Annotated in this window: 20 protein-coding genes; 14 read left to right on the top strand and 6 right to left on the bottom strand. The window is 44.9% G+C overall.

Annotated features, from left to right (window positions below):
• Nucleotides 1-186: 186 nt before the first annotated feature.
• Nucleotides 187-351 (bottom strand): hypothetical protein, encoded by a 165-nt coding sequence (locus tag CZ434_RS22175; protein ID WP_179107257.1) that lies wholly within the window; start codon nucleotides 349-351, stop codon nucleotides 187-189.
• A 64-nt stretch (nucleotides 352-415) separates the two neighbouring features.
• Nucleotides 416-1,861 (bottom strand): carbon starvation CstA family protein, encoded by a 1,446-nt coding sequence (locus tag CZ434_RS11995; RefSeq protein WP_077623360.1) that lies wholly within the window; start codon nucleotides 1,859-1,861, stop codon nucleotides 416-418.
• 581 nt (nucleotides 1,862-2,442) lie between these two features.
• Between CZ434_RS11995 and CZ434_RS11990 the strand changes: the two genes are divergently transcribed.
• The 9 genes from CZ434_RS11990 (at nucleotide 2,443) to CZ434_RS11950 (ending at nucleotide 11,677) form a co-directional block, all read left to right on the top strand.
• Complete coding sequence (locus tag CZ434_RS11990; protein WP_077623359.1) at nucleotides 2,443-3,462, top strand: Gfo/Idh/MocA family protein; 1,020 nt, start codon at nucleotides 2,443-2,445, stop codon at nucleotides 3,460-3,462.
• A 225-nt stretch (nucleotides 3,463-3,687) separates the two neighbouring features.
• On the top strand, nucleotides 3,688-4,992 hold the full coding sequence (locus CZ434_RS11985) for an ABC transporter substrate-binding protein (protein ID WP_077625172.1): 1,305 nt from the start codon (nucleotides 3,688-3,690) through the stop codon (nucleotides 4,990-4,992).
• 71 nt (nucleotides 4,993-5,063) lie between these two features.
• Nucleotides 5,064-5,927, top strand: a complete 864-nt coding sequence (locus CZ434_RS11980) for a carbohydrate ABC transporter permease (protein WP_077623358.1) — start codon at nucleotides 5,064-5,066, stop codon at nucleotides 5,925-5,927.
• Entirely contained in the window at nucleotides 5,924-6,850 is a 927-nt protein-coding gene (locus CZ434_RS11975; RefSeq protein ID WP_077623357.1) for a carbohydrate ABC transporter permease, read from the top strand. Before CZ434_RS11980 ends, CZ434_RS11975 begins: the two co-directional genes overlap by 4 nt.
• Nucleotides 6,851-7,106: 256 nt before the next feature.
• A complete protein-coding gene (locus CZ434_RS11970) occupies nucleotides 7,107-7,937 on the top strand; it encodes a sugar phosphate isomerase/epimerase family protein (protein WP_095742919.1) in 831 nt (276 codons plus the stop codon).
• A complete protein-coding gene (locus CZ434_RS11965) occupies nucleotides 7,931-8,950 on the top strand; it encodes a Gfo/Idh/MocA family protein (RefSeq protein ID WP_077623356.1) in 1,020 nt (339 codons plus the stop codon). The genes CZ434_RS11970 and CZ434_RS11965 overlap by 7 nt, the downstream gene beginning before the upstream one ends.
• Nucleotides 8,947-9,315, top strand: a complete 369-nt coding sequence (locus CZ434_RS11960; protein WP_077623355.1) for a sensory rhodopsin transducer — start codon at nucleotides 8,947-8,949, stop codon at nucleotides 9,313-9,315. Before CZ434_RS11965 ends, CZ434_RS11960 begins: the two co-directional genes overlap by 4 nt.
• Nucleotides 9,316-9,348: 33 nt before the next feature.
• A complete protein-coding gene (locus CZ434_RS11955; protein WP_077623354.1) occupies nucleotides 9,349-10,266 on the top strand; it encodes an AraC family transcriptional regulator in 918 nt (305 codons plus the stop codon).
• 13 nt (nucleotides 10,267-10,279) lie between these two features.
• Nucleotides 10,280-11,677: a sulfatase family protein gene (locus CZ434_RS11950; RefSeq protein ID WP_077623353.1), complete on the top strand. Its 1,398-nt coding sequence runs from the start codon at nucleotides 10,280-10,282 to the stop codon at nucleotides 11,675-11,677.
• A 299-nt stretch (nucleotides 11,678-11,976) separates the two neighbouring features.
• Here CZ434_RS11950 and CZ434_RS11945 read toward each other — a convergent pair whose 3' ends face one another.
• From CZ434_RS11945 to CZ434_RS11930, 4 genes are all read right to left on the bottom strand, one after another.
• Entirely contained in the window at nucleotides 11,977-12,486 is a 510-nt protein-coding gene (locus CZ434_RS11945; protein WP_077623352.1) for an NUDIX domain-containing protein, read from the bottom strand.
• A gap of 115 nt (nucleotides 12,487-12,601) precedes the next feature.
• Nucleotides 12,602-13,999 carry a sulfatase family protein gene (locus CZ434_RS11940; RefSeq protein ID WP_077623351.1) on the bottom strand — a complete coding sequence of 466 codons (1,398 nt, stop codon included), beginning with the start codon at nucleotides 13,997-13,999 and terminating at the stop codon, nucleotides 12,602-12,604.
• 103 nt (nucleotides 14,000-14,102) lie between these two features.
• A complete protein-coding gene (locus CZ434_RS11935; RefSeq protein WP_077623350.1) occupies nucleotides 14,103-14,732 on the bottom strand; it encodes a YesL family protein in 630 nt (209 codons plus the stop codon).
• Between the two features lie 132 nt (nucleotides 14,733-14,864).
• Complete coding sequence (locus CZ434_RS11930) at nucleotides 14,865-16,124, bottom strand: C40 family peptidase (protein ID WP_077623349.1); 1,260 nt, start codon at nucleotides 16,122-16,124, stop codon at nucleotides 14,865-14,867.
• 261 nt (nucleotides 16,125-16,385) lie between these two features.
• Here CZ434_RS11930 and CZ434_RS11925 point away from each other — a divergent pair, with 261 nt between their 5' ends.
• The 5 genes from CZ434_RS11925 to galU all read left to right on the top strand — a co-directional run bounded on the left by CZ434_RS11925 (nucleotide 16,386) and on the right by galU (nucleotide 20,865).
• Nucleotides 16,386-17,147, top strand: coding sequence for a YveK family protein (locus CZ434_RS11925; protein WP_077623348.1), 762 nt, complete (start codon nucleotides 16,386-16,388; stop codon nucleotides 17,145-17,147).
• On the top strand, nucleotides 17,122-17,814 hold the full coding sequence (locus CZ434_RS11920; RefSeq protein ID WP_077623347.1) for a CpsD/CapB family tyrosine-protein kinase: 693 nt from the start codon (nucleotides 17,122-17,124) through the stop codon (nucleotides 17,812-17,814). Before CZ434_RS11925 ends, CZ434_RS11920 begins: the two co-directional genes overlap by 26 nt.
• A 180-nt stretch (nucleotides 17,815-17,994) precedes the next feature.
• Entirely contained in the window at nucleotides 17,995-18,756 is a 762-nt protein-coding gene (locus tag CZ434_RS11915) for a tyrosine-protein phosphatase (protein WP_077623346.1), read from the top strand.
• A gap of 192 nt (nucleotides 18,757-18,948) precedes the next feature.
• Nucleotides 18,949-19,716: a tyrosine-protein phosphatase gene (locus CZ434_RS11910; RefSeq protein WP_077623345.1), complete on the top strand. Its 768-nt coding sequence runs from the start codon at nucleotides 18,949-18,951 to the stop codon at nucleotides 19,714-19,716.
• 270 nt (nucleotides 19,717-19,986) lie between these two features.
• Entirely contained in the window at nucleotides 19,987-20,865 is an 879-nt protein-coding gene (galU, locus tag CZ434_RS11905) for a UTP--glucose-1-phosphate uridylyltransferase GalU (RefSeq protein ID WP_077623344.1), read from the top strand.

The following is a 20,865-nucleotide window of genomic DNA, read 5'->3' as shown; positions in this document are numbered from 1 at the left end:
ATAAACGTTCCAAACCCCTGTTAATCTCCCCATTTTTGCAGGTATTCTCCCCGATTACGAAGCTAATCTCCCCGACAGTTGAGATAATCGCCCGGAAAGTGCAAAAAATCTCCCCAACCAGCCCACGCACCGTCCGAGTGCTGCTTGCAGTAATAAATTGGTGTGCCTTTGCTGTAAAAATACTAGTTAATTTCCCCAAGAGCCAACTAAACGTTCCAAACCCCTGTTAATTTCCCCGATTTCAGTCATATTCTCCCCAACTAAGTCATTAATCTCCCCGTCTCCTGCTATAATCTCCCCAAAAGCCGAGATAATCTCCCCGAACCGGCCCAGGCCCACCCCCTCACGCACCAACACCTCCACGCACCGCTGCACCAACAAAAAAAGCTGCCGATACCCTCGGCAGCCCAAACTACTATGCAGTTTTCTCATCATCCACTTCCACATCGGAAACCAGCGGCACTGCCAAGTTACTCTTCGCCTTCATGGCGAACAGGATAATCACTACAATCGTCGCTGCTACACCGCCGGTAACCGATGCCTGCCTCGACAGGCCGAAACCGATTTCGGCATTAAGAATATAAGTGATCGTCACCGCGGTCATGAAGATGGCCGGGATGGTGGCGATCCAGTGTGGTTTACGGTTTACGATGAGATACATCGAACCGATCCATAATGCCAGCATGGCGGTGGACTGGTTTGCCCAGGAGAAATATCTCCACAAGATTTCAAAATCTATTCTGGTCAAGATAAATGCAATCACAAACAATGGTGCGGCAATCACCACTCTGTTGAGCAGCTTTTTCTGCTTAAGGTTTATATAATCGGCGATGATCATCCGTGCGGCACGGAAGGATGTGTCTCCGGATGTGATCGGGAGGACGATGACGCCGAGCACCGCGATGGTACCGCCAATTGCGCCGAACATGGATAGGGATACTTCACTTACAACGGCAGCCGGTCCGCCGGAGGCGATTAATTCGTTTAGATTGTTGCCGTTGAACATGCTCATCGCTGCAGCTGCCCAGATCATGGCGATGATCGCTTCGGCAATCATCATGCCGTAAAATACTTTTCGGCCGTTTGCTTCTTTGTTCAATGTCCTGGAAATGACCGTGCTTTGGGTGGCGTGGAATCCGGACAATGCTCCGCAGGAAATCGTCAAGAACAGCAGCGGGAAAATCGGCAGGTTGTCAGGGTGCATGTTGGCGAATGAAAGTTCCGGGATTGGTTTGCCTCCCAGAACAAGGCCACCACCGATTCCGACAGCGCTTAATAACAGCAATCCTCCCAAGAAGGGATAAATCTTTCCGATGATTTTATCGATCGGCAGTAATGTAGACAAAATATAATAGGCAAAGATAATAGCTAAAATAGCTCCTACAGTAGTCCAGCTTTCAGCCAAACCATGCAGCAATGTGGCCGGGGCGGTGACAAACACGGTCCCGACAAGTAACAGTAATAGAACAGCAAAAGCATTGACAACATGTTTCAAAGGTTGGCCCAAAAACTTGCCGGCAAGTTCAGGGATTTGCGCACCTTTGTTTCGGATTGAAATCATGCCGGTCAAATAATCATGGACCGCACCGGCGAATATGGCGCCGAATACTATCCAGAGAAAGGCGACAGGTCCGTATAAAGCGCCGAGTATCGGGCCGAAAATCGGTCCTACCCCTGCAATGTTGAGTAACTGAATCAAAGAGTTTCGTTTCGTGTCCATCGGCACATAGTCGACACCGTCGTTCATGGAGTGGGAGGGTGTCGGCCGGCCGTGATTGACACCAAACACCTTTTCGACGAATTTTCCGTAAGTGAGATAACCGATGATCAATAGAACGATTGATACTAGGAATGTAATCATTATTAACTCCCCTTTCTTGGTTGTTAACGTTTTCAATTAAGAAGAAAAAATATATTTGTAAGCACTTTCATTAACCCATGATATAACACACATGACCGTATTTCTACAGTAAATGTGTACCAACTCTTCCAATCGTGCAAAAGCCCCAAACGGCAAAGGAGCCTTTCTGCCTATGCTCCATCTCTATAACATGCCGTTATCCTGGGTCCGAAAAAATCATGGTCATTCAGGACAATTTTTTTTTGCAGATTTACCTTGATTTTACCCTGTTGAGGTCTGTCGCTAACCTGCTTTCTTCCTTGAAAACGCCCGTTAATAGCTTAACTGCCTAAATTTTCCATAACGTCAAAATTGCTAACAGCTGATAGTGCAAACACAGTATCAGAATTTCTTCGGGAAAAAACAGCAGGTAAATATGTTCAAAAATGCACAATTCCGAGCGGCGGATGGCTGATTCAGTCCGCTTTTTTTCGAAAAGGACGATGTGTGTCCTGATTGACTATGAGAGAATTCATAAAGTGTTTTAGTATGAAAGCAGTAAACAAAGGCTTGCACAGAATAACGAGTATGGGAGGGGTCAGATGCTGAAAGTGGCTGTAGTTGGCGTCAACAAAATCGGTACGATTCACTGCCGGTATTATGATGAGAATCCGGACACGGAACTTACAGCTGTCTGTGATTTGGAGAAGGACAGGGCCGAAGCTGCTGCAACAAGGTTCAGAAGCAATGCCTATACAGATTTAAAAGTCCTTCTCGAACAGGAAGAAGTGGATGTGGTTAGCGTGGCGACAGCCGGTGAAGAAAATGGCAGCCATCATTTTGATCCGGTCATGACGGTCATCGAGGCGGGCAAAGATGTTCTTGTCGAAAAGCCGATATCTAACAACATCGAAGAGGCAAGGGAAATGGTCCGGTTTGCCGCCGAAAAAAATGTCCGGCTTGCCTGCAACCTGAATCATCGCTTCGTACCTGCAGCTTTCAAAGCGAAACAATGGATAGCCGATGGTGAATTGGGGGATTTGTTGTTCCTGAACATGAAGCTTACCATTCAGAACCCGAAGGATATCACGCCGTGGTTCCACCTTCGTGCCCTGCATCCTCATTCGGTGGATGTGATGCGCTATTTAGCGGGCGATATCAACCGTGTCCAGTCGTTCATGACCAAAGCGCCTGAAAGAAGTTCCTGGTCTACCGCCTCCATCAATATCGAATTCGCTTCCGGAGCGGTCGGGCATTTGACTGGCAGCTACGATATGTCGAGAAGGCATCCGATCGAGTTTTGCGAAGCGGCAGGAACAAAAGGGAGGTTGACGATCGACAACGTCTACGAAAATGTCCACCTTTATCCGCATGGCAGCGATGAATTGAAGGTGATGCGAAACTCCATCATGACCGGTGTCGGCACATTCCATGAGACATTCACGAATCGTTTCGACCATTTCATCGACCAAATCAAAACGGGAGTGCCACCTCAAAATATTGACGCATCTGGTCGTGATGCACTGGCATGCCAGGAGGTAATCGAAGCGGCGGTGTCATCGTGGAAGAATGGCGGGGCAGTTGTCGAAGTACCGCAGATTGTGAAAGCTGCCGTACTATAAGAGCGGTTCCTGTTCTTTTTTGTAAATGAAAACAGATTGATAGAGAGGCATGTTCATACTATACTATCCACATATCAAACAGAGCGGATAGCTATTTGGAGAGTGCCTATGTCGTATCAGGACATGCCACCCGACAGGAAGACGGAGGGAATGATCCTTTTTTAAAAAGGTAATATGAAAGCGCTGTCATATTATGGGAAGGAAAAAACAAAGGGGTTGAGAAGAATGGTGAAAAGGAAGTTGTTTGGGCTGTTGACAGGCATTTTTGCACTTGTATTAGTGTTGGCGGGCTGCAGCGGTTCAGAAGAGAGCGGGGCTGAAACAGGTGGAGACGACTCGGAGACATTGACGATGCTTATTTCCGAAACAGCTGACACTGCCGGATTCAGAGCGGTTGTCGATGCGATCGAAAAGGATTTGGGCATCAAGACAAAAGTGGAAAAGAGACCAGGCGGGCCAGAAGGAGAAAACATCGTCAAAACCAGGCTTGCCACCGGCGATATGGCCGACCTTGTCCAGTTTAACTCAGGCTCCTTGTTGATGGCGCTTGACCCTGGCAAACACTTTGTCGATCTGAAAGATGAGCCATATATGGAGAAAGTGATGGATACCTATATCGATGTTGTCAGTAAGGATGGACAAGTATTCGGAATCCCGGCAAAATCCAGCCAGGTAGGCGGATGGCTTTACAACACGAAAGTGTACGAAGAGCTGGGTCTTTCGGTTCCGAAGACATGGGATGAACTGATGGCCAACAATGAAAAAATCAAAGAAGCCGGCAAAACGGCGGTCATCACCACATACGGGGAAGCTTGGACCTCCCAGCTGCCGATCCTGGCTGATTTCTATAATGTCCAGGCAGAGGTGCCGACATTTGCTGAAGAATATACGGCAGGTGAAGCAAAATATGCTACCACTCCAGAGGCTTTGAGAGGGTTTGAAAGAATCCAGGAGCTTAGTGAAAGAGGTTTTATGAATGAAGATTATAATGTAGCTTCCTATGACCAGGGCATGAAGATGCTTGCCGAAGGAACAGGTGTCCATTACCCGATGCTAACACAAGTCCTTCCAGTCATAGCGGAGAATCATGGGGAGCTGGTCAATGATATCGGTGTATTCCCGCAGCCGAGCGATTCTCCAGACACGAACGGTCTGACTGCATGGATGCCCGATGCGATCATGATCAACAAAGAAAGTGAAAATGTCGACGCGGCTAAAAAGTGGTTGGAGTACTTCATTTCTGATGAAGCGATCGAACTTTATACGGCTGAAGAAAAAGCGATCGGGCCATTCGTTCTGGAAGGTGTGGAACTACCGGAAGATTCTTATCCGGCGGTAAAAGAAATGGCTGCATACTTTGAAGAAGGCAACGTGGCACCGGCATTGGAATTCGTATCGCCAATCAAAGGGCCGAACCTTCCGCAAATTTGTACATCGATCGGAAGCGGTACGATGAAAGCCGATGAAGCCGCCAAAATGTACGATGAAGATGTCGAGAAGCAGGCGAAACAGCTCGGCCTCGACTGGTAATCCGACTAAAAAAAGAGAAGAACTCTGTATAGAACGGATACAGGGTTCTTCTTCATAAAGGAGCGTAGCCGATGATCAATTCGAGAAAAATGTATCCTCTTTACTTTTTGCTGCCAGCCGGTATTATCTATTCTGTCTTTTTCCTTGTGCCGACAGCGATGTCTTTCTTCTACAGTATGACTTGGTGGACGCTGGATGACTGGGAGTTCATCGGGTTTGATAACTTCATCCAATTCTTCCAGGAACCTTCGTTACGGATCGGGTTTCGCAATACATTGATTTTCGCTTTCACGACAATGGGCGGTAAGGTGGTTATCGGCCTGCTCTTGGCCGTCTTTCTCTGTTCCAAAATCCGGAATAAAAATTTCCTCCGGTCGGTCGTCTTTTTTCCTGTTCTGCTCAGTACGATTGCTGTCGGTGTCACCTTCAAAACGATGATGCACCCGACAACAGGATTGATCAACACGGCATTGGCCAAAATCGGCATCACCGGGCCGAACTGGCTAGGTGACTCAAGCATCGCCCTTTTGTCCGTCGCCATGACAGATATTTGGAAAGGCGTCGGAATCGCGACTGTCATCTTTATCGCCGGAATCATGGCGATTCCGGGCCACTATTATGAAGCACTCAAAATCGACGGCGGAAATGCTTTTCAAGGCTTTTGGCATGTGACCCTGCCGCTTTCCCGTCCGGCATTGAACACGGTCATCATCCTTGCCTTGATCGGCGGCCTCAGGACATTTGATTTGGTATGGGCGATGACTGGAGGGGGTCCAGGTTTCAGTACAGACTTGCTGGCATCGATTGTTTACAAACAATATGCGGGCGGTTTTTATGGACTGGCTACAGCAGGAAACGTTTTGTTGTTCTTGTTTGTCGGACTAATTGCCTTTCCGATCTTCAAACTGCTTAACAGGAAAGAGGTGGACCTATGAGTTTGAAAAACGAAGGAAGCAATGCCCTGAAAGATTCCCAAGTGTACCCGGCTAAACCGGAAAGCGAAGCAAAACCGCAAACAAACAAAAAGAAGAAAAAGAAAAATCCCGGACTGCTTGCGACTGAAATAGGTGCCGTACTGGCCGCCATCCTGTTCTTCGGCATCCCGTTTTACTTCGTCATTGTCAACTCCTTCAAAACGAGCGGGGAAGCTGCAGCGATGAATATCTCATGGCCGAGCACCTTCCAGGCAATCGAAAATTACCGGGAAGTGCTGACCTTGAATGACGGGGTGGTCATCCGGGCGTTTATCAACAGTACGATCATTACGGTTGGAGCCATTATCACCCTGATTATCATCTGTTCGATGGCTGGATTCGTCTTGCAGCGCCGGCAGGGACTATCCAAGAAACTGAACTATGTCATTCTGGCCGGACTGATGATTCCGCCTTCCATCGTACCGACGATCTGGGTTTTGCAAACAATCGGTGTGTTCAAAACAATGCCCGGCATCATTTTTCTTGAATCTGCTTTGCATTTCTCATTTGCGGCGCTACTGTACACAGCCTTTGTGGCCACGATACCGAAGGAGTTGGACGAAGCGGCCCTTATCGATGGTTGCGGCCCGTTCAGTTTGTTTTTCCGGATTATTTTTCCGTTGTTGAAACCTGTGACATCGACCGTTATCGTGCTGTCGTCGATCCAGATTTACAACGATTTCGAAAACATGCTTTATTTCTTCCCGGGAGCAGACAACGCTACCGTGCAATTGACGCTTTACAACTTCACCGGCCTGTACGGGACTTCTTATCATCTGTTGTTTGCCGATGTGATCATGATTTCGATCCCGCCGCTCATTTTGTTCATTTTCTTCAACAAAAAGATTGTTGCAGGAATGACAGCCGGCGCGGTGAAAGGATAATAACCAGGAAAAGCGAGGGAACGGGAAAAAGCTTTATGCTGTGTTCCCTTTGCTGCTTTTCGGGTGTCTGCACACATTTTTGTCCCAATTGGCTATGCAGTGGGCTCAATGGACAATGAAGGCGGCTGCGTGAACATGCTATGCTAAACAAAAATAACCAGAGGGAGGGAATGTAAAGTCCATCGCGCTATAATAATCCCAAAATTGTAAGCGCTTAACAAATATTCGGAGCTACCAAAACGAGGAGGAGATTGGATTGAAATTAGGAGTGAATTCGGTTTTATTCGGGGGATATGACTTGGCGACAGCTGTGGAATATATCAAGTTTTCCGGTTACCAGGGGATCGAGCTGGCCTCGATCGAAAACATGGCCGTCCATTTAAGCGATACGGCAAGCGATGAAGAATTGGCGGACATCCGGAAATCGGTGGAAGAGGCAGGACTTGAATTTTATTGTGTCGAAGCGGCAACAGACATTTTGGTCCCGGAAAATCGGGAGCGGACGAAACGGGTCTTTGAGCGGGCAGCCAAGCTTGGCATCCCGATGGTGACATCCGGCAGTGCCGGCGAGTCGGACAACGAGGAGAAAACGGAAGCTTCCATCCTTGCGATTGAAGAGCTGGCCCAGGCAGCAGGGGATGTCGGCATTAAATATGCACTGAAACTCCATTACGGCCAAAGCATATACAATACTGCAACCGCCAAGCGGCTCGTGCAAGAAGTTACCCATCCGGCATTGGGATTGAACTTTGACGCCACCCACGTCAGCCGTGTGGGCGATGATCCGGTCCGGGCAATCGAGGCATTACAGGACCATATCATTCATACCCACATCCGCGATACATTCATCGAACAGTTGAAAATAGCTGCACCAGAATACCAGATTGCCGGAAGAGGCACCGTACCGTTGAAAGACGTTGTCAACAAAATGGTCGAAACCGGTTATCAGGGTGCGACCGTGCTGGAAATCATCGGTGCCGGTAGCTATCCGCTGCCAAAGGTGACAGCGATTGCTGCCGAAAGCCATGGCTATTTGAGCCGTTTATTCCAGGAAGCCAATGAAAGAAAGGAGCAAGTTCAATGGTAAAAGTTGCAGTCGTAGGGGTTGGGAACATTGGGAAAATCCACTGCCGGTATTACAGTCAAAACCCGGATGCTGAGCTGGTGGCAGTATGTGATTTGATCGAAGAGCGCGCACAGGCGATGGCCGATTTATACGGTCCGAGAGCTTATACCGATATGGAAGTCATGCTGCAAAAAGAAGAAATCGATGTGGTCAGCATCGCCACTGCCGGAAAAGAAAACGGCGGCGACCACTTCGACCCGGCTGTCATCGCCATCGAAGCCGGAAAGGATGTACTCGTCGAAAAACCGATCTCCAACAATATCGAACAAGCACGGGAAATGGTCCGGCTGGCAGCAGAGCGCAACGTCCGCCTTGTCAGCAACTTGAATCACCGGTTCGTCCCGGCAGCCTACAAAGGCAAGGAGCTTATCCAAAAAGGCGATTTGGGATCCCTGCTGTTTTTGAATATGAAACTCACCATCCAAAATCCGAATGAAACGAGCCCATGGTTCCACCTCCGGGCCTTGCATCCGCATTCGGTCGATGTGCTACGTTATTTTGCCGGCGATATCAAGCGTGTCCAGGCGTTTATGACGAAAGCGCCGGGAAGGGAGATCTGGTCAACTGCTTCCATTAACTTGGAATTTGCCTCCGGTGCTGTCGGCCATTTGACCGGAAGCTATGACATGGCCGGACGCCACCCGATCGAATATTGCGAGGTCGCGGGTGATAAAGGCCGCTTCACGATCGACAATGTCTATGAAAATTTCACCTTCTATCCGCATGAAAGCGACGAACTGGTTGTGCTGCGCAATTCGATCATGACCGGTGTCGGCAGCTTCCAGGAAACGTTCAAAAACAGGATCGATCACTTTATTAAACAAGTAAAAGACGGAGTGGCACCAAGCGAGATGGAAGCCTCCGGAGCAGACGCCCTGGCCGGCCAGGAAGTTATCGAAGCAGCCATCCGTTCCCAACAGGAAAATGGAGCTGTCATTGATGTTCCAGCGGTCAGCAAGGAAATTGTCTTATGACCGGGAAGAAGAATTGGATCATCCCGGATGGTTTCCTACAGCCTAAAAGCCTCGGCGATCAAGTCAGTCATGAAGCGGTCTGTGTCCTGAATCTGACCGAAGAAGCGGCGGACATCAAGCTTACTTTCTACTTTGAAGACCGGGAGCCGATGGACCAATTCGTCTCAAGCTGCGGGGCAAGAAGGACCCATCACATTCGCCTTGATAAAATCACTGACAAGACAGGCGAGGAGGTGCCACGGGGAGTTCCCTATGCAATCAAGGTCGACAGCAGTGTCCCTGTCGTCGTCCAGCACAGCAGACTGGACACTTCCCAGGAAGCTTTGGCTTTGTTCACCACGATTCCATATTCTTTGGAAGTGTAGAAAGCTCAGAAGAAAAGGAAGGGCGGAGGTTCCATGAAGTTAAGAAGCAGCGAGTTTATGAGCGAGAAGAAATTCCCTTTCTGTATAAACCGCAAAATTCATACACAGCGAAACTTACCGCCGGTTCACGGCCATGATTTTATCGAATTGGTCTATGTCCTAGAGGGAAAAGCGGAACACGTTTTTGAAGGGGAAGGCTACGAGATATCTGCGGGCGATGTGTTCATCATCAATCCAGGCGAAGTTCATACGTACCGGATTGAACCAGGCGGCAGGTTCGAGATCATCAACTGCCTGTTTATGCCGACCCTGTTCGACGAGGGCTGGCTGAGAGGTCTCGGAATCTCGGAATCGATGGACTATTTTTATGTCCATCCTTTCCTTACGACGAACGACCGGTTCCATCACTGTCTCAATTTGCGCGGGGAAGATGCGATGACTGTCCTCACCTCGTTTGAAGGGATCATCGAAGAGTTCGATGAACGGCGCAGTGATTACATGACTTTGATCCGCTTGAAGCTGGTTCAGCTCCTTCTGCAGTTATCCAGGTATTACGGGGAACAGGCTGTATTCCCGTGCCAGGCCAAGCGCCGCAAGCAGGAACGGAAAATATTCATCCAGCGGATTTGCGGCTATATCGAACGCCATTATAACCAAAAACTGTCGCTCGCCATTTTGTCCGATTTGTTCAATATCAGCTCCCGGCACCTGAACCGCATCTTTAAAGAAGAAACCGGAAAAACGGTGATCGAATACGTCCACCATGTCCGCATCACCAATGCCAAGAAGCTGTTTAACGATACAAACGAAAAAGTCCTGACGATCGCAATGGAAGTAGGCTATGACGACCCCGCCTTTTTTACCAGATTATTCACGCGGGAAGTCGGCTGCTCACCTGGCAAGTTCCGCGATTTGGATCAGGAAGATCGACTGCTTGTAAAAGAACATTAAAGGAGGAAGGAAGATGGGAAAGAAACCTAATGTGATATTGTTCGGGATTGATAGTTTGCGAAGGGACATCATGAGCAGCTACGGCTATCACCATCAAACCACCCCGCATATCGATAAGTTTGCTGAAGAGGGGGTATTGTTCGAAAAGCATTTCAGCCCAAGCATTCCGACGACGCCTGCATATGCCTCGATGCTGTCTGGCCGTGACTGTTTCGGTACGGATGTCGTGGCGCTCCGCCATCAAGGCCCGATGGGGGAAGGGATGAAAACACTCGCTGAAATACTGGGGGAAAATGATTACAACACGACTTGTGTCGGCTTCTCCAACAATCCATCGTCACGCGGCTTCCAGAAATACTTGGATTACGAAGCATGGCTGCCGGACGAGACAGGCAGATGCCCGAAAGCCCAAAACTTGAACGATGTAGCAATCCCGGAATTGAAGCGCTTGGAAGCGGACGACAAACCATTCTTCCTGTTCCTGCGCCATATGGATCCGCATTCCCCGTACCTGCCGCCGCGCCCGTTCGAGCGGATGTTCTATGCAGGTGATGAAAAAGATCCGGAAAACAAATCGATGGAACCTGTCTATAACTTCAAGCCGCACGCCGACTTCATGAAATCGTGGATTCCGGAAGGCGTGACGGACAAAGATTACGTTATTGCCCAGTACGAAGGCGCTGTTGCCTATATGGATGCCTGTATCCAAAACATCTTCGCCCAAGTGGAAGAGCTCGGAATTGAAGAAGAAACATTGATCGTTGTCACCTCCGACCACGGCGAAACTTTATATGAGCACGACTGCTTCTTCGACCATCACGGCATGTATGACAACTGCCTGGTCGTCCCGCTTATCTTGAAGTATAAAGGGAAGCTGCCGGAAGGAAAACGATTCTCAGATGCGACGTTGATCCAGGATATCACACCGACCATCCTTGAACTGCTCGGCATCGAAGCAGACCTTGAATTCGAAGGGCGCAGTCTCGTCAACATGATCAAAGGAGATGCACCAGTACCGGTTTCCGAATTTTACATTACCGAGTGCACATGGATGCGCAAGCACGGCTGGCGCACACCTGAGTGGAAACTAATCCAGGCCCTTGAGCCTGACTTCCACTTCAAACCGGAAATCGAGCTTTATAACCTTGTAAAAGATCCAGGTGAAAATCATAATGTCGCAGAGGAAGAGCCGGAAGTCGTGAGCTTGCTGCAGAAACGGATGAAGGATTATATCGCGAAGAGAGAGCAGCAGACAGGCAGGGTGAACCCGATTTACACGAACACCGATTACCATGGGCATGGCGATGAGCCGTTGAAGGATTCGCAGCAGGCGTATGATACGCTTTATTTGGGATCTATTACGAATGCGAGAGGTTTGCAGGCGGATGATAAGAAGAAGACTGTTAAATAGAGGAGGCCGGACCCTGGGTGGGTCCGGTTTTTAAGTGCAGCGGGTTGCCAAAGCATTATTCATCCATCTTCTGCTTTCCGCAAATAATGCACTTGCCTGTATAATAATTGTATCGGTGCTTCTTAAAGATACGGCAATCAATCCAGTGTTTAATCTTTTTCATCTAATCACCTGTTTCATTTGCATATGTGGATAGTTTTCCCTTTTTAATGTAGCTATTATGCAAGTGATATAGGATATTCGTATGAATTCGGCTGGATATGTCGGTGGTTTATAAAACTTTTGATTTAAAAAAGCTTCTAATTATTAATTAATCCCTTTATTTTTCTTAATGCATAGGTTTCCCGGACTAGCCATTCATTATGGCCGGGCCGGCTTAAAATCTTTTCATTTTGTTTTATAGCTTTATCTATAGAAACCCAGTGAGGCTGAAATCCCTGCGAAGCCTCATAATCGTCTAAGTATAGATCAGTCTTGTTTTCATTCTTTAAATCACATAAATAATAATCGGAGACCATTTCAAACATAGCTGTTTGATCGAATTCATCTCTTTTTCTTTCTATTATTCTGCCTATTTTTTCTTTCCCGATTCCATTTATATATCCAGTTTCTTCTCTTATTTCGCGAAGTAATGCATCATAGGAGTCTTCTCCATCAACTCCTCCTCCAGGCAATTTATAATCACATTTGTTAGAGAGAATTAAGAGGATTTTGTTTTCTTTTAATAAAACCCCACGTACAGCTATCCTTTGAATGATTTTGCCATTACTATCTTGCGCACTCTCCGCAATAAATTCTTTATAAAACAAAAATTAACACCTACCTTAACTACTAAATATACTCCAATAGGATAAATCCTGAAAACTTATTGCAAGCTTAATTAACAAAAAAACAGACCGCAGCGCAGTCTGTCCCTAATCATCACTATGTTTGCAGCAAGAGTGACTCCAGCCTCTCCCTCGAAGGATTCTCCTTCCACTCATCCCAGGTAAGACCTACTCCATTCAATATCTTCTCGATCCGCTTGCGGAAAGGCAGGCCTTCCATTTTCAACTGATGCATCATCGGATCTTCTTTTCCCTGCAAGATACTATCCACCCATGCGTTCAGCTCGTTTTCAAATTGATGAGCCAGCTCGGGTGAAGTGTCAGCTAGATTGTTTGTTTCTTCCGGGTCGGCCTTCAAATCATATAGTTCTCTAGGTGAACGGGTGAATGGGCCGCTGTCATAGTTGCGGATGAATTTGTAGCGGTCAGTCCTAAGACCGCGGGCTGCCTGCCAGGCGCATTCGCTTAAGTACACTCTTGACTGTGTACCGTTTTCCTGACCATGTATAGTAGGCCACAGGCTTTTTCCATCGATTCCCTCTGGTACAGCAATTTTCTTGCCGTCAGATGCTTCGATTGCTTCCAGAATCGTCGGCATTAAATCGACTTGCTGAACAAATCCATTCACACGTTTTCCGGCCGGAATCTGATCAGGCCAACGCAAAATCAACGGAACCCTGACCGTCTGTTCATACAGGCCGCAATGATCCCAGTAAATATCATGTTCCGTCAAGCTTTCCCCGTGGTCTCCGAACAGGACAAGCAATGTATCCTCTTTGATGCCGAGTTCTTCTAAATAATTATCGATCTCTTTCAATCTATCATCCAAATAACGAACCTCTGCGTCATACAGGGCATTAACATATTCAGCATCTGTCACAGGGCCGATCAGGTCGAAGTGATGGTGTTTGAAAAATGGATAAGCCAAATGATTGTAAGCATCGTCCATGCTTTTATTGTTCGGATCATACGGATTTCCGCTTCCTTCATAAAATTGTTTGTATTCATCGGGTGGCAGGTAAGGGGTGTGAGGATCCCAATAATGAAGAAACAAGAAAAAGTCCTCATCCTTATGGTCACGAAGCCACGGCTTGGCCAGTTCATTGACCGTTTTGCCATCAATCCAGCGATTATCGCCGACACTATTGATGTAATAGCGGAACCCTCTGGCAAACCACTCTTTCAACTGGTAGAGATTGTCTACAGCGCCAGTGGTAAACCCACTCTGACGCAGCATATTCGGCAGCCACTCGGTTGTTCTTGGAAGATGGGTAAGCGTTGAACCGTGGGAAACAATCCCTGTGCGGAGGCCGATTTTCCCGGTAAATATCGAAGTATGGACAACTTCCGTAGGTATGTCTTGTGAGTAAGCGCTTTCAAACAATGCGCCTTCAGAAGCAATTTTATCTATATAAGGGCTTGTCGGTTTAGCATATCCGTAGCTCCCTAACCGGTCAGCTCTCAGGGAATCAAGTGAAATCATGATTATTTTCAATTGAAATGCCTCCTTCAATGGGGGAGTAAATTACTGTTATTGTACTAATCGGCAAAAGTTTTCTCGATACCGATTAAGCCAACTTTATGGTCAATCCGGACATTCAGGAAGCGGTCTTGTAGGTCTTATTTTTCCGGTCAATATTCTGAAAGGATATATACGCCGACGACATGGCCAAAAAGGAAACAAGACTCGCTCCGAAAATAGGAAGAAACCCCGGAAATTTGAGAATGACAACATAAAGGATGATCGTACCGGCAATCATCATAATCGTTGATAGCGGGGAGACAATCATCACGAATAAAGCTGTTTTCAATACTTGTAATACATTTAATTCATAATGGACGAAAACCGGAAAAGCATATAAAAGCGTTAAGATATACATGGAAGTGAGGATCAACAGCAAGTAGTGAAGCCAATGGAAAGTGCCGACGCCGGCCTGGTCAAGAAGCTGGTAGTCTAAATATAATGTGTAGCCAACAGCGGTAAGGATAAAGCCCAGTAGGTTGCTCTTGATGAAGTCCTGTTTGTAAAATCGCCAGAAGGTGGGTAGTACTGGGGTATCTGCCTCACCCAATAGCCACTTTCGCACAACAGCAAACATAGCTGTTGTAGCTGGAAATAAACCGAAAATGATGCCTCCCAGCAGGGAAAAACAAACCCATAACAGGTTCACATAAGCAAACTTTACGATCCATTCCGGAATTTTAAGAAATCCAAGTCCAGATTGCATATTAAACCCTCCGATTCAATTTTGTAAGCGTTTAACATATTATATCAGACTGCAGGTGGTTACTGAATAGCCTGGCAGCAACTAAACGAAAAAACCGGCCAAGACAGATTGTCCCGACCGGTTGATGCTTGATTAGTATAAACGTTTGTATCCTTCAAAACGCTTGCTCCAATAAGAGCTGTTGCTTAACTTTGTGATCTGTACCCCGCTTGACGCTGCATGGATGAATTGGTCATTGCCGATATAGATTCCCAAGTGAGAGATGCCGGAGCGGTATGTACCCGAAAAGAAAACAAGGTCGCCTACCTGTGGATTGTTCACATAATAGGAACGATTGTAGTATCCGTCACTTGATAATCTACCAATGCTTTTACCCGCTTTGTTGTACAAATAATAGATGTAACCGCTGCAGTCAAACCCGGTCGCAGGACTTGATCCGCCCCAGACGTATTTCTGCCCGAGGAACTTCTTCGCTTCATTTACCAGGATGGTAGGGTTATAGTCGACTTCCTGGGATGCGACCTCTTTATTAGGAGTCTCTGTTTTAGAACCGCTGGAACTTCCGTTTGCATTCACCTTTAATGTTTGTCCGGCGTATATCAGGTTGGAAGAAAGTCCGTTCCATTTCTTTAAATCGCTGACAGAGACACCGAACTTAGAAGCAATCTTGCCTAGGTAATCACCTGAAACTACTTTATATGTAGTGGCCTTCGAATTTGTATTCGAATTAGAGGTAGTTTCCTTTTTCTCATTAGAAGAACTCGAGCTACTGCTGGCATTCACCTTCAACGTTTGGCCGACATAAATCATGTCAGAGGAAAGATTGTTCCATTTTTTTAGATTGCTGACGGAAGTGCCGAACGTCGAAGCAATTTTTCCTAAGTAGTCACCGGAAACTACTTTATATGTAGAAGTACTTGAATCCGAACTTGAACTGGAAGAGCTTTTCTTTTGATCTTCCTGTTTCGGTGCAGAACTCGTAGACTTGGAGACTTTAAGAACATCTCCAGGATAGATCAATGTTGTGGATAGATTGTTCCACTTCATTAGGTTCGTTAAAGATATGTTATGTTTGGCGGCAATCTTGCTGAGAGAATCACCGGCTTTAACCTTATATGTATCGGATTTGGAAGTGCTTGTTTCTTTCTTTTCGGATGTATCCTTCTGTTTTGAATCAGAGGAACCGTCTACTTTCAGTACCTGGTTCGGAAAAATGATTTCGTTGTTCAACTTGTTCAGAGACTTCAACGTATCGACCGTCGTATTATTTTTCTGGGCGATGGTCCATAACGAATCCCCCCTCTGGACGGTATAGGATGCTGCATCTACTGTTGCGGCATATGATGTAGCAATGACTGCAGTGGCAGTAATCGAGAGTACTGTCTTTTTCATTCACCATTCCCCTTTTTATGTGATAAATTACTAGATTCATTGCTGTTTTGTATCTTTTCGTAGAATTTCAGATAATTATATCACATGTTACAAACAACCTCGGTATTTGTAATATAATTGTAATGTTTAAACGATATATTTCTCCCTTTCCAACAAATTACCTGTGTCACCAATTGTAAAATTGTGTTATAATTTCGAAAGTGTTAACAGACAAGTATGAATTAGAGAAAGTCAGTATAATAAACACCCGGGGGGAAAGACATGGAGGAAACCATATCTCTGAAGGAAATATTTGAGGTCTTACGCAAAAGAGCGTTAATGATCATTTCCTTAATAATAGGAGCAGCGTTGATTAGTGCCATCATCAGTTATTTTATTATCACACCTACCTATGAAGCCAGCTCTCAATTTATCGTCAATCAAAACAATCAAGATGCCGAAAGTGTAGAAATCAACGAGATACGTTCCAACGTGGAATTGATTAATACATACAACGTTATAATAAAGAGTCCAAGAATATTAGGCGGCGTTGCCGAAGAATTAAATCTCAATTTGTCTGCTGAGCAGTTAAGCGAAAAGATACAAGTTTCAAGTGAAGAGAATTCCCAAGTAGTATTGGTTACTGCATCTGACATCAGTCATGTCACTGCAGTGGATATAGCCAATACAACAGTAGAGCTATTCCAAGATGAAATACCCGATTTAATGAATGTTAACAACGTCAATATCCTTTCACAGGCAACTGTCACAGCCGACCCGACACCAGTTAGTCCTAAGCCATTATTGAATATTGCAATTGCAGTAGTGCTTGGAGCCATGGTTGGAGTGGGAATCGCATTCTTGCTAGAATACATGGACAATACCATCAAAACAGAAACAGACATCGAAAAGAAATTAGAACTGCCGGTAATTGGCGTTATATCCCATATTACAGAAGAGGATTTGGCGGCAAGTGCTTTTGGAAAGTCAGCTACTCCACGAGGAAGGGGACAAATAAATGGCCAAAAGAAAAAAACAGTCTAGAAACAATATAAGACACCTGATTACAAAGCTGAATCCCCGTTCCCCGATTTCGGAACAATACCGCACCATCAGGACGAATTTGCAGTTCGCTGCAGTAGATGACGATTTGAAAACTATGTTAGTCACGTCTTCTGGTCCATCAGAAGGGAAATCCTCGACAGTGGCTAACTTGGCAATCGTGTTTGCCCAGCAAGGGAAACGAGTTTTGTTAATTGACGCCGATATGAGAAAGCCTACCATGCACTATACATTCCGTCTCGACAATCGACGTGGACTCAGTAATGTCCTGGTTGGTGAACAAACATTGGAAGATAGCGTTGTTGGAAGTGATGTTACAAACCTTGACTTGCTGTCATGTGGCCCGATTCCGCCAAACCCATCAGAACTTCTAGGTTCGAAAGCAATGGAAAGAATGATCAGCGAGGCAAAAGGGATATATGATCTGATTATCTTTGATACCCCACCTGTTTTGGCTGTTACAGACGCCCAAATTCTTGCCAATATTTGCGATGGTGCGCTGATTGTGGTGCGAAGCAAGCAGACCGAATATGATGCGGCAGAAAAGGCAAAAGAATTATTGTCACCAGCCAAAGCTAAGCTCCTAGGCGTAGTTTTGAATGACAGAGAAGAAAAGAAAGGTCATTATTATTATTACGGTACCAATTGAGAGAAACCTCTTCCCGAGTGGGGAGAGGTTTTTTTACAAGCAAAGTCAACATTATGAGTGAAATAGAACCTACTAAAATTCCAAAATACGACAAAAGTTCTTATTCAAAACTCCAATTTATGCTGATATACTTGTCATATCGATAAAAAGACCTACTATCATGTCTGAGGAGTGAAATTATTGATCGATATACATTGTCATATATTGCCTGGGATAGATGATGGAGCAAAGCATATGGAAGAAAGCATATCGATGGCAAAAAGGGCTGTAGGAAATGGCATTCATACAGTGATGGCTACACCTAGAATCCAGGAGTTAACCAATAGCCTTCAAAAAGAAATCGAGGAACGGGTATTATTATTGAATGAGCGTCTTATCCAAGAAAAAATCCAGTTGGGAATCATTCAAGGTCATATATTAAGCCTCGATGAAAAGTTAGTCGATACCGTGTCAAAGGGAAACTTGTTTTCATTAGGTTCAGCTGGTGGATACCTGCTAGTAGACTTGCAGGAAAATGCGGATCCAGAGCAATCCAATCAGTTCATTTACAATATTCAAATCCATAACAACACACCAATCATTTCACAAGTAGACAAATCAACCCTCCTGCAAAATAACCCTAACTTTTTATATGAGTTTGTGAAAAATGGCGCATTGGCAGAAGTGTCTGCCAAAAGTATACTTGGAAAAAACGGCAAGAAACTGCAAAAGCTGACGGATATCTTAATAGACGCTAACTTAGTTCATTTTGTTTCTAGTGGAAATAAAGACTCTAAAGAAGAAATCTATTTAACCGAGGCTTATCATGCTATTGGAAAAAGGCACGGACAGGATATTACAGAAGAATTGAAGGAAAACGCACAAAATGTAATAAAAGGAAAGCCTGTTATAAGCCGCGAGCCGAACCGGGTGAAGAAAAAGAAAATATTCGGTTTTATCTAATGTTTACACTAGGTTAGATATAGCGGCAATGAAAGCGTTTTTTGAAATTACTGGAATTGTAAAATTCTAGCAATATGCCAAAAAACGACAGGATTTGCTGTTTTTTTTCGCTATAAAGCCTGCTATAATAGGAAAAGCGAATGAAAGAGAAAAAAGTCCTAAAATTATGGCAGGAACAGGGGAATGAGATAAATGATTGATATACATTGTCACATATTGCCAGGCGTTGATGACGGAGCGAAAACGCTAGAAGATAGCTTGGATATGGCAAATGAAGCTGTCTCTCAAGGAATACATACGATTATCGCGACACCTCATCACCTTAACGGGAAGTATGATAACTATAAACAAGAAATCATCGAACAAGTTGACCTGCTAAATGATAGAATACAAGCTGAAAATATTCCTCTTACCATACTCCCCGGACAGGAAACACGGATAAACGGTGAAATGATTAATCTCTTGGAAGAAGGGGATCTGTTGCCTCTCAACCAGACGAGCGGCTATTTATTCGTGGAACTGCCCTCTAATCATGTTCCTCGATATACCAAACAACTACTTTTTGATTTGCAAGTGCAAGGCTACAAGCCAATCATCGTTCATCCTGAACGAAATAAAGAGTTGATACAAAGCCCTGATCAGCTGTATGAGTTTGTGAATAATGGAACACTCACGCAGATCACAGCGGCTAGTGTTGTAGGGAAGTTTGGGAAGGAAATCCGAAAATTTTCGCATCAATTGATAGAATCTAATCTAACACACTTTATTTCCTCTGATGCACATAATACAACTACAAGAGGATTCTGTATGCAGGATGCTATGAATGAGATACAAACAAGCTATGGGTATTCAATGACTTATTTCTTAATGGAAAACGCTCAATTGCTTCTTGAAGGAGAGACAGTTGTTGGGGATGTTCCTGAAAGAATTAAAAAGAAAAAATTTCTAGGGTTGTTTTAAGGTTAATACTTTCCACCTGGTGTTATATGGCTCCTACCTTAACACCACATACTTCTATAAACCTAACGGACAGACCTCTATCCTTTTCTTATGGATTCGAGTATAACAGTAATTTTGCGGAATTAGTAAAATTTATCCTTGAATTTATTATTTTAATCTAATAAAAGTAAATAATTAGTAAAAAGGTGCTTTTGTTAAGTCTATAACTTTATACTAGTTATTTCCTGTACTATATGATCTTATATTCATCGTTAACTGGAGGAGAGCAACTTGAAAAAAGTAAAAAAAGCTATTATTCCTGCAGCTGGATTGGGTACCAGATTTCTACCAGCAACAAAGGCAATGCCAAAAGAAATGTTGCCAATAGTCGATAAACCAACTATTCAATATATTGTGGAAGAAGCAATTGCGTCAGGAATTGAAGATATACTTATCGTAACTGGGAAAGGTAAGCGTGCAATTGAGGATCACTTTGATAATAATTTCGAATTAGAAGATAACCTTATTAAGAAAGAAAAGTTTGACTTGTTGGAAAAAACAAAGCAACCTGGACAAGTAGATATTCACTACATAAGACAGAAAGATGCAAAAGGGTTAGGGCATGCTGTCTGGTGTGCGCGTAAATTTATTGGTGATGACCCATTCGCTGTCTTGCTGGGAGATGATATTGTTCAAAGCGAAACACCAGGTTTGAAACAGTTAATTGACCAATATGATGAAACCCAGTCATCTGTGATAGGCGTCCAAACTGTAGATGATAATGAAACCCACCGTTATGGCATTATTGATCCAATTGGTAATGAAGGTAGAAGATACAAAGTAAATCGCTTTGTTGAAAAACCGGAACCCGGTACTGCCCCTTCTAATTTGGCTATCATGGGTCGTTATGTTTTAACTCCAGAGATTTTTGAATTCTTGGATAAACAACAGATAGGCGCAGGTGGCGAAATTCAGTTAACAGATGCTATTCAAAACCTTAATGAATTACAAAGTGTCTATGCTTATGACTTTGAAGGCAAGCGATATGATGTGGGCGAAAAGTTAGGTTTTATTAAGACAACGATAGAGTTTGCTTTGCAAAATGAAGAGTTTGGCAAAGAAGTAGAAGCAATGCTTAAAGAACTTCTACCACTAAAAGCAGAAATCTAA

The sequence above is a fragment of the Sediminibacillus massiliensis genome (assembly GCF_900156915.1).
GTDB lineage: Bacteria > Bacillota > Bacilli > Bacillales > Amphibacillaceae > Sediminibacillus_A > Sediminibacillus_A massiliensis.
Note: the sequence above shows the minus strand (reverse complement) of the source record. Positions and strands in the feature narration are given on the sequence as shown.

Coding starts and splice junctions, on each gene's coding strand:
- CZ434_RS11995 (WP_077623360.1), bottom strand. CDS start 1,861: ATGATTACATTCCTAGTATCAATCGTTCTATTGATCATCGGTTATCTC.
- CZ434_RS11990 (WP_077623359.1), top strand. CDS start 2,443: ATGCTGAAAGTGGCTGTAGTTGGCGTCAACAAAATCGGTACGATTCAC.
- CZ434_RS11985 (WP_077625172.1), top strand. CDS start 3,688: ATGGTGAAAAGGAAGTTGTTTGGGCTGTTGACAGGCATTTTTGCACTT.
- CZ434_RS11980 (WP_077623358.1), top strand. CDS start 5,064: ATGATCAATTCGAGAAAAATGTATCCTCTTTACTTTTTGCTGCCAGCC.
- CZ434_RS11975 (WP_077623357.1), top strand. CDS start 5,924: ATGAGTTTGAAAAACGAAGGAAGCAATGCCCTGAAAGATTCCCAAGTG.
- CZ434_RS11965 (WP_077623356.1), top strand. CDS start 7,931: ATGGTAAAAGTTGCAGTCGTAGGGGTTGGGAACATTGGGAAAATCCAC.
- CZ434_RS11960 (WP_077623355.1), top strand. CDS start 8,947: ATGACCGGGAAGAAGAATTGGATCATCCCGGATGGTTTCCTACAGCCT.
- CZ434_RS11955 (WP_077623354.1), top strand. CDS start 9,349: ATGAAGTTAAGAAGCAGCGAGTTTATGAGCGAGAAGAAATTCCCTTTC.
- CZ434_RS11950 (WP_077623353.1), top strand. CDS start 10,280: ATGGGAAAGAAACCTAATGTGATATTGTTCGGGATTGATAGTTTGCGA.
- CZ434_RS11935 (WP_077623350.1), bottom strand. CDS start 14,732: ATGCAATCTGGACTTGGATTTCTTAAAATTCCGGAATGGATCGTAAAG.
- CZ434_RS11930 (WP_077623349.1), bottom strand. CDS start 16,124: ATGAAAAAGACAGTACTCTCGATTACTGCCACTGCAGTCATTGCTACA.
- CZ434_RS11925 (WP_077623348.1), top strand. CDS start 16,386: ATGGAGGAAACCATATCTCTGAAGGAAATATTTGAGGTCTTACGCAAA.
- CZ434_RS11920 (WP_077623347.1), top strand. CDS start 17,122: ATGGCCAAAAGAAAAAAACAGTCTAGAAACAATATAAGACACCTGATT.
- CZ434_RS11910 (WP_077623345.1), top strand. CDS start 18,949: ATGATTGATATACATTGTCACATATTGCCAGGCGTTGATGACGGAGCG.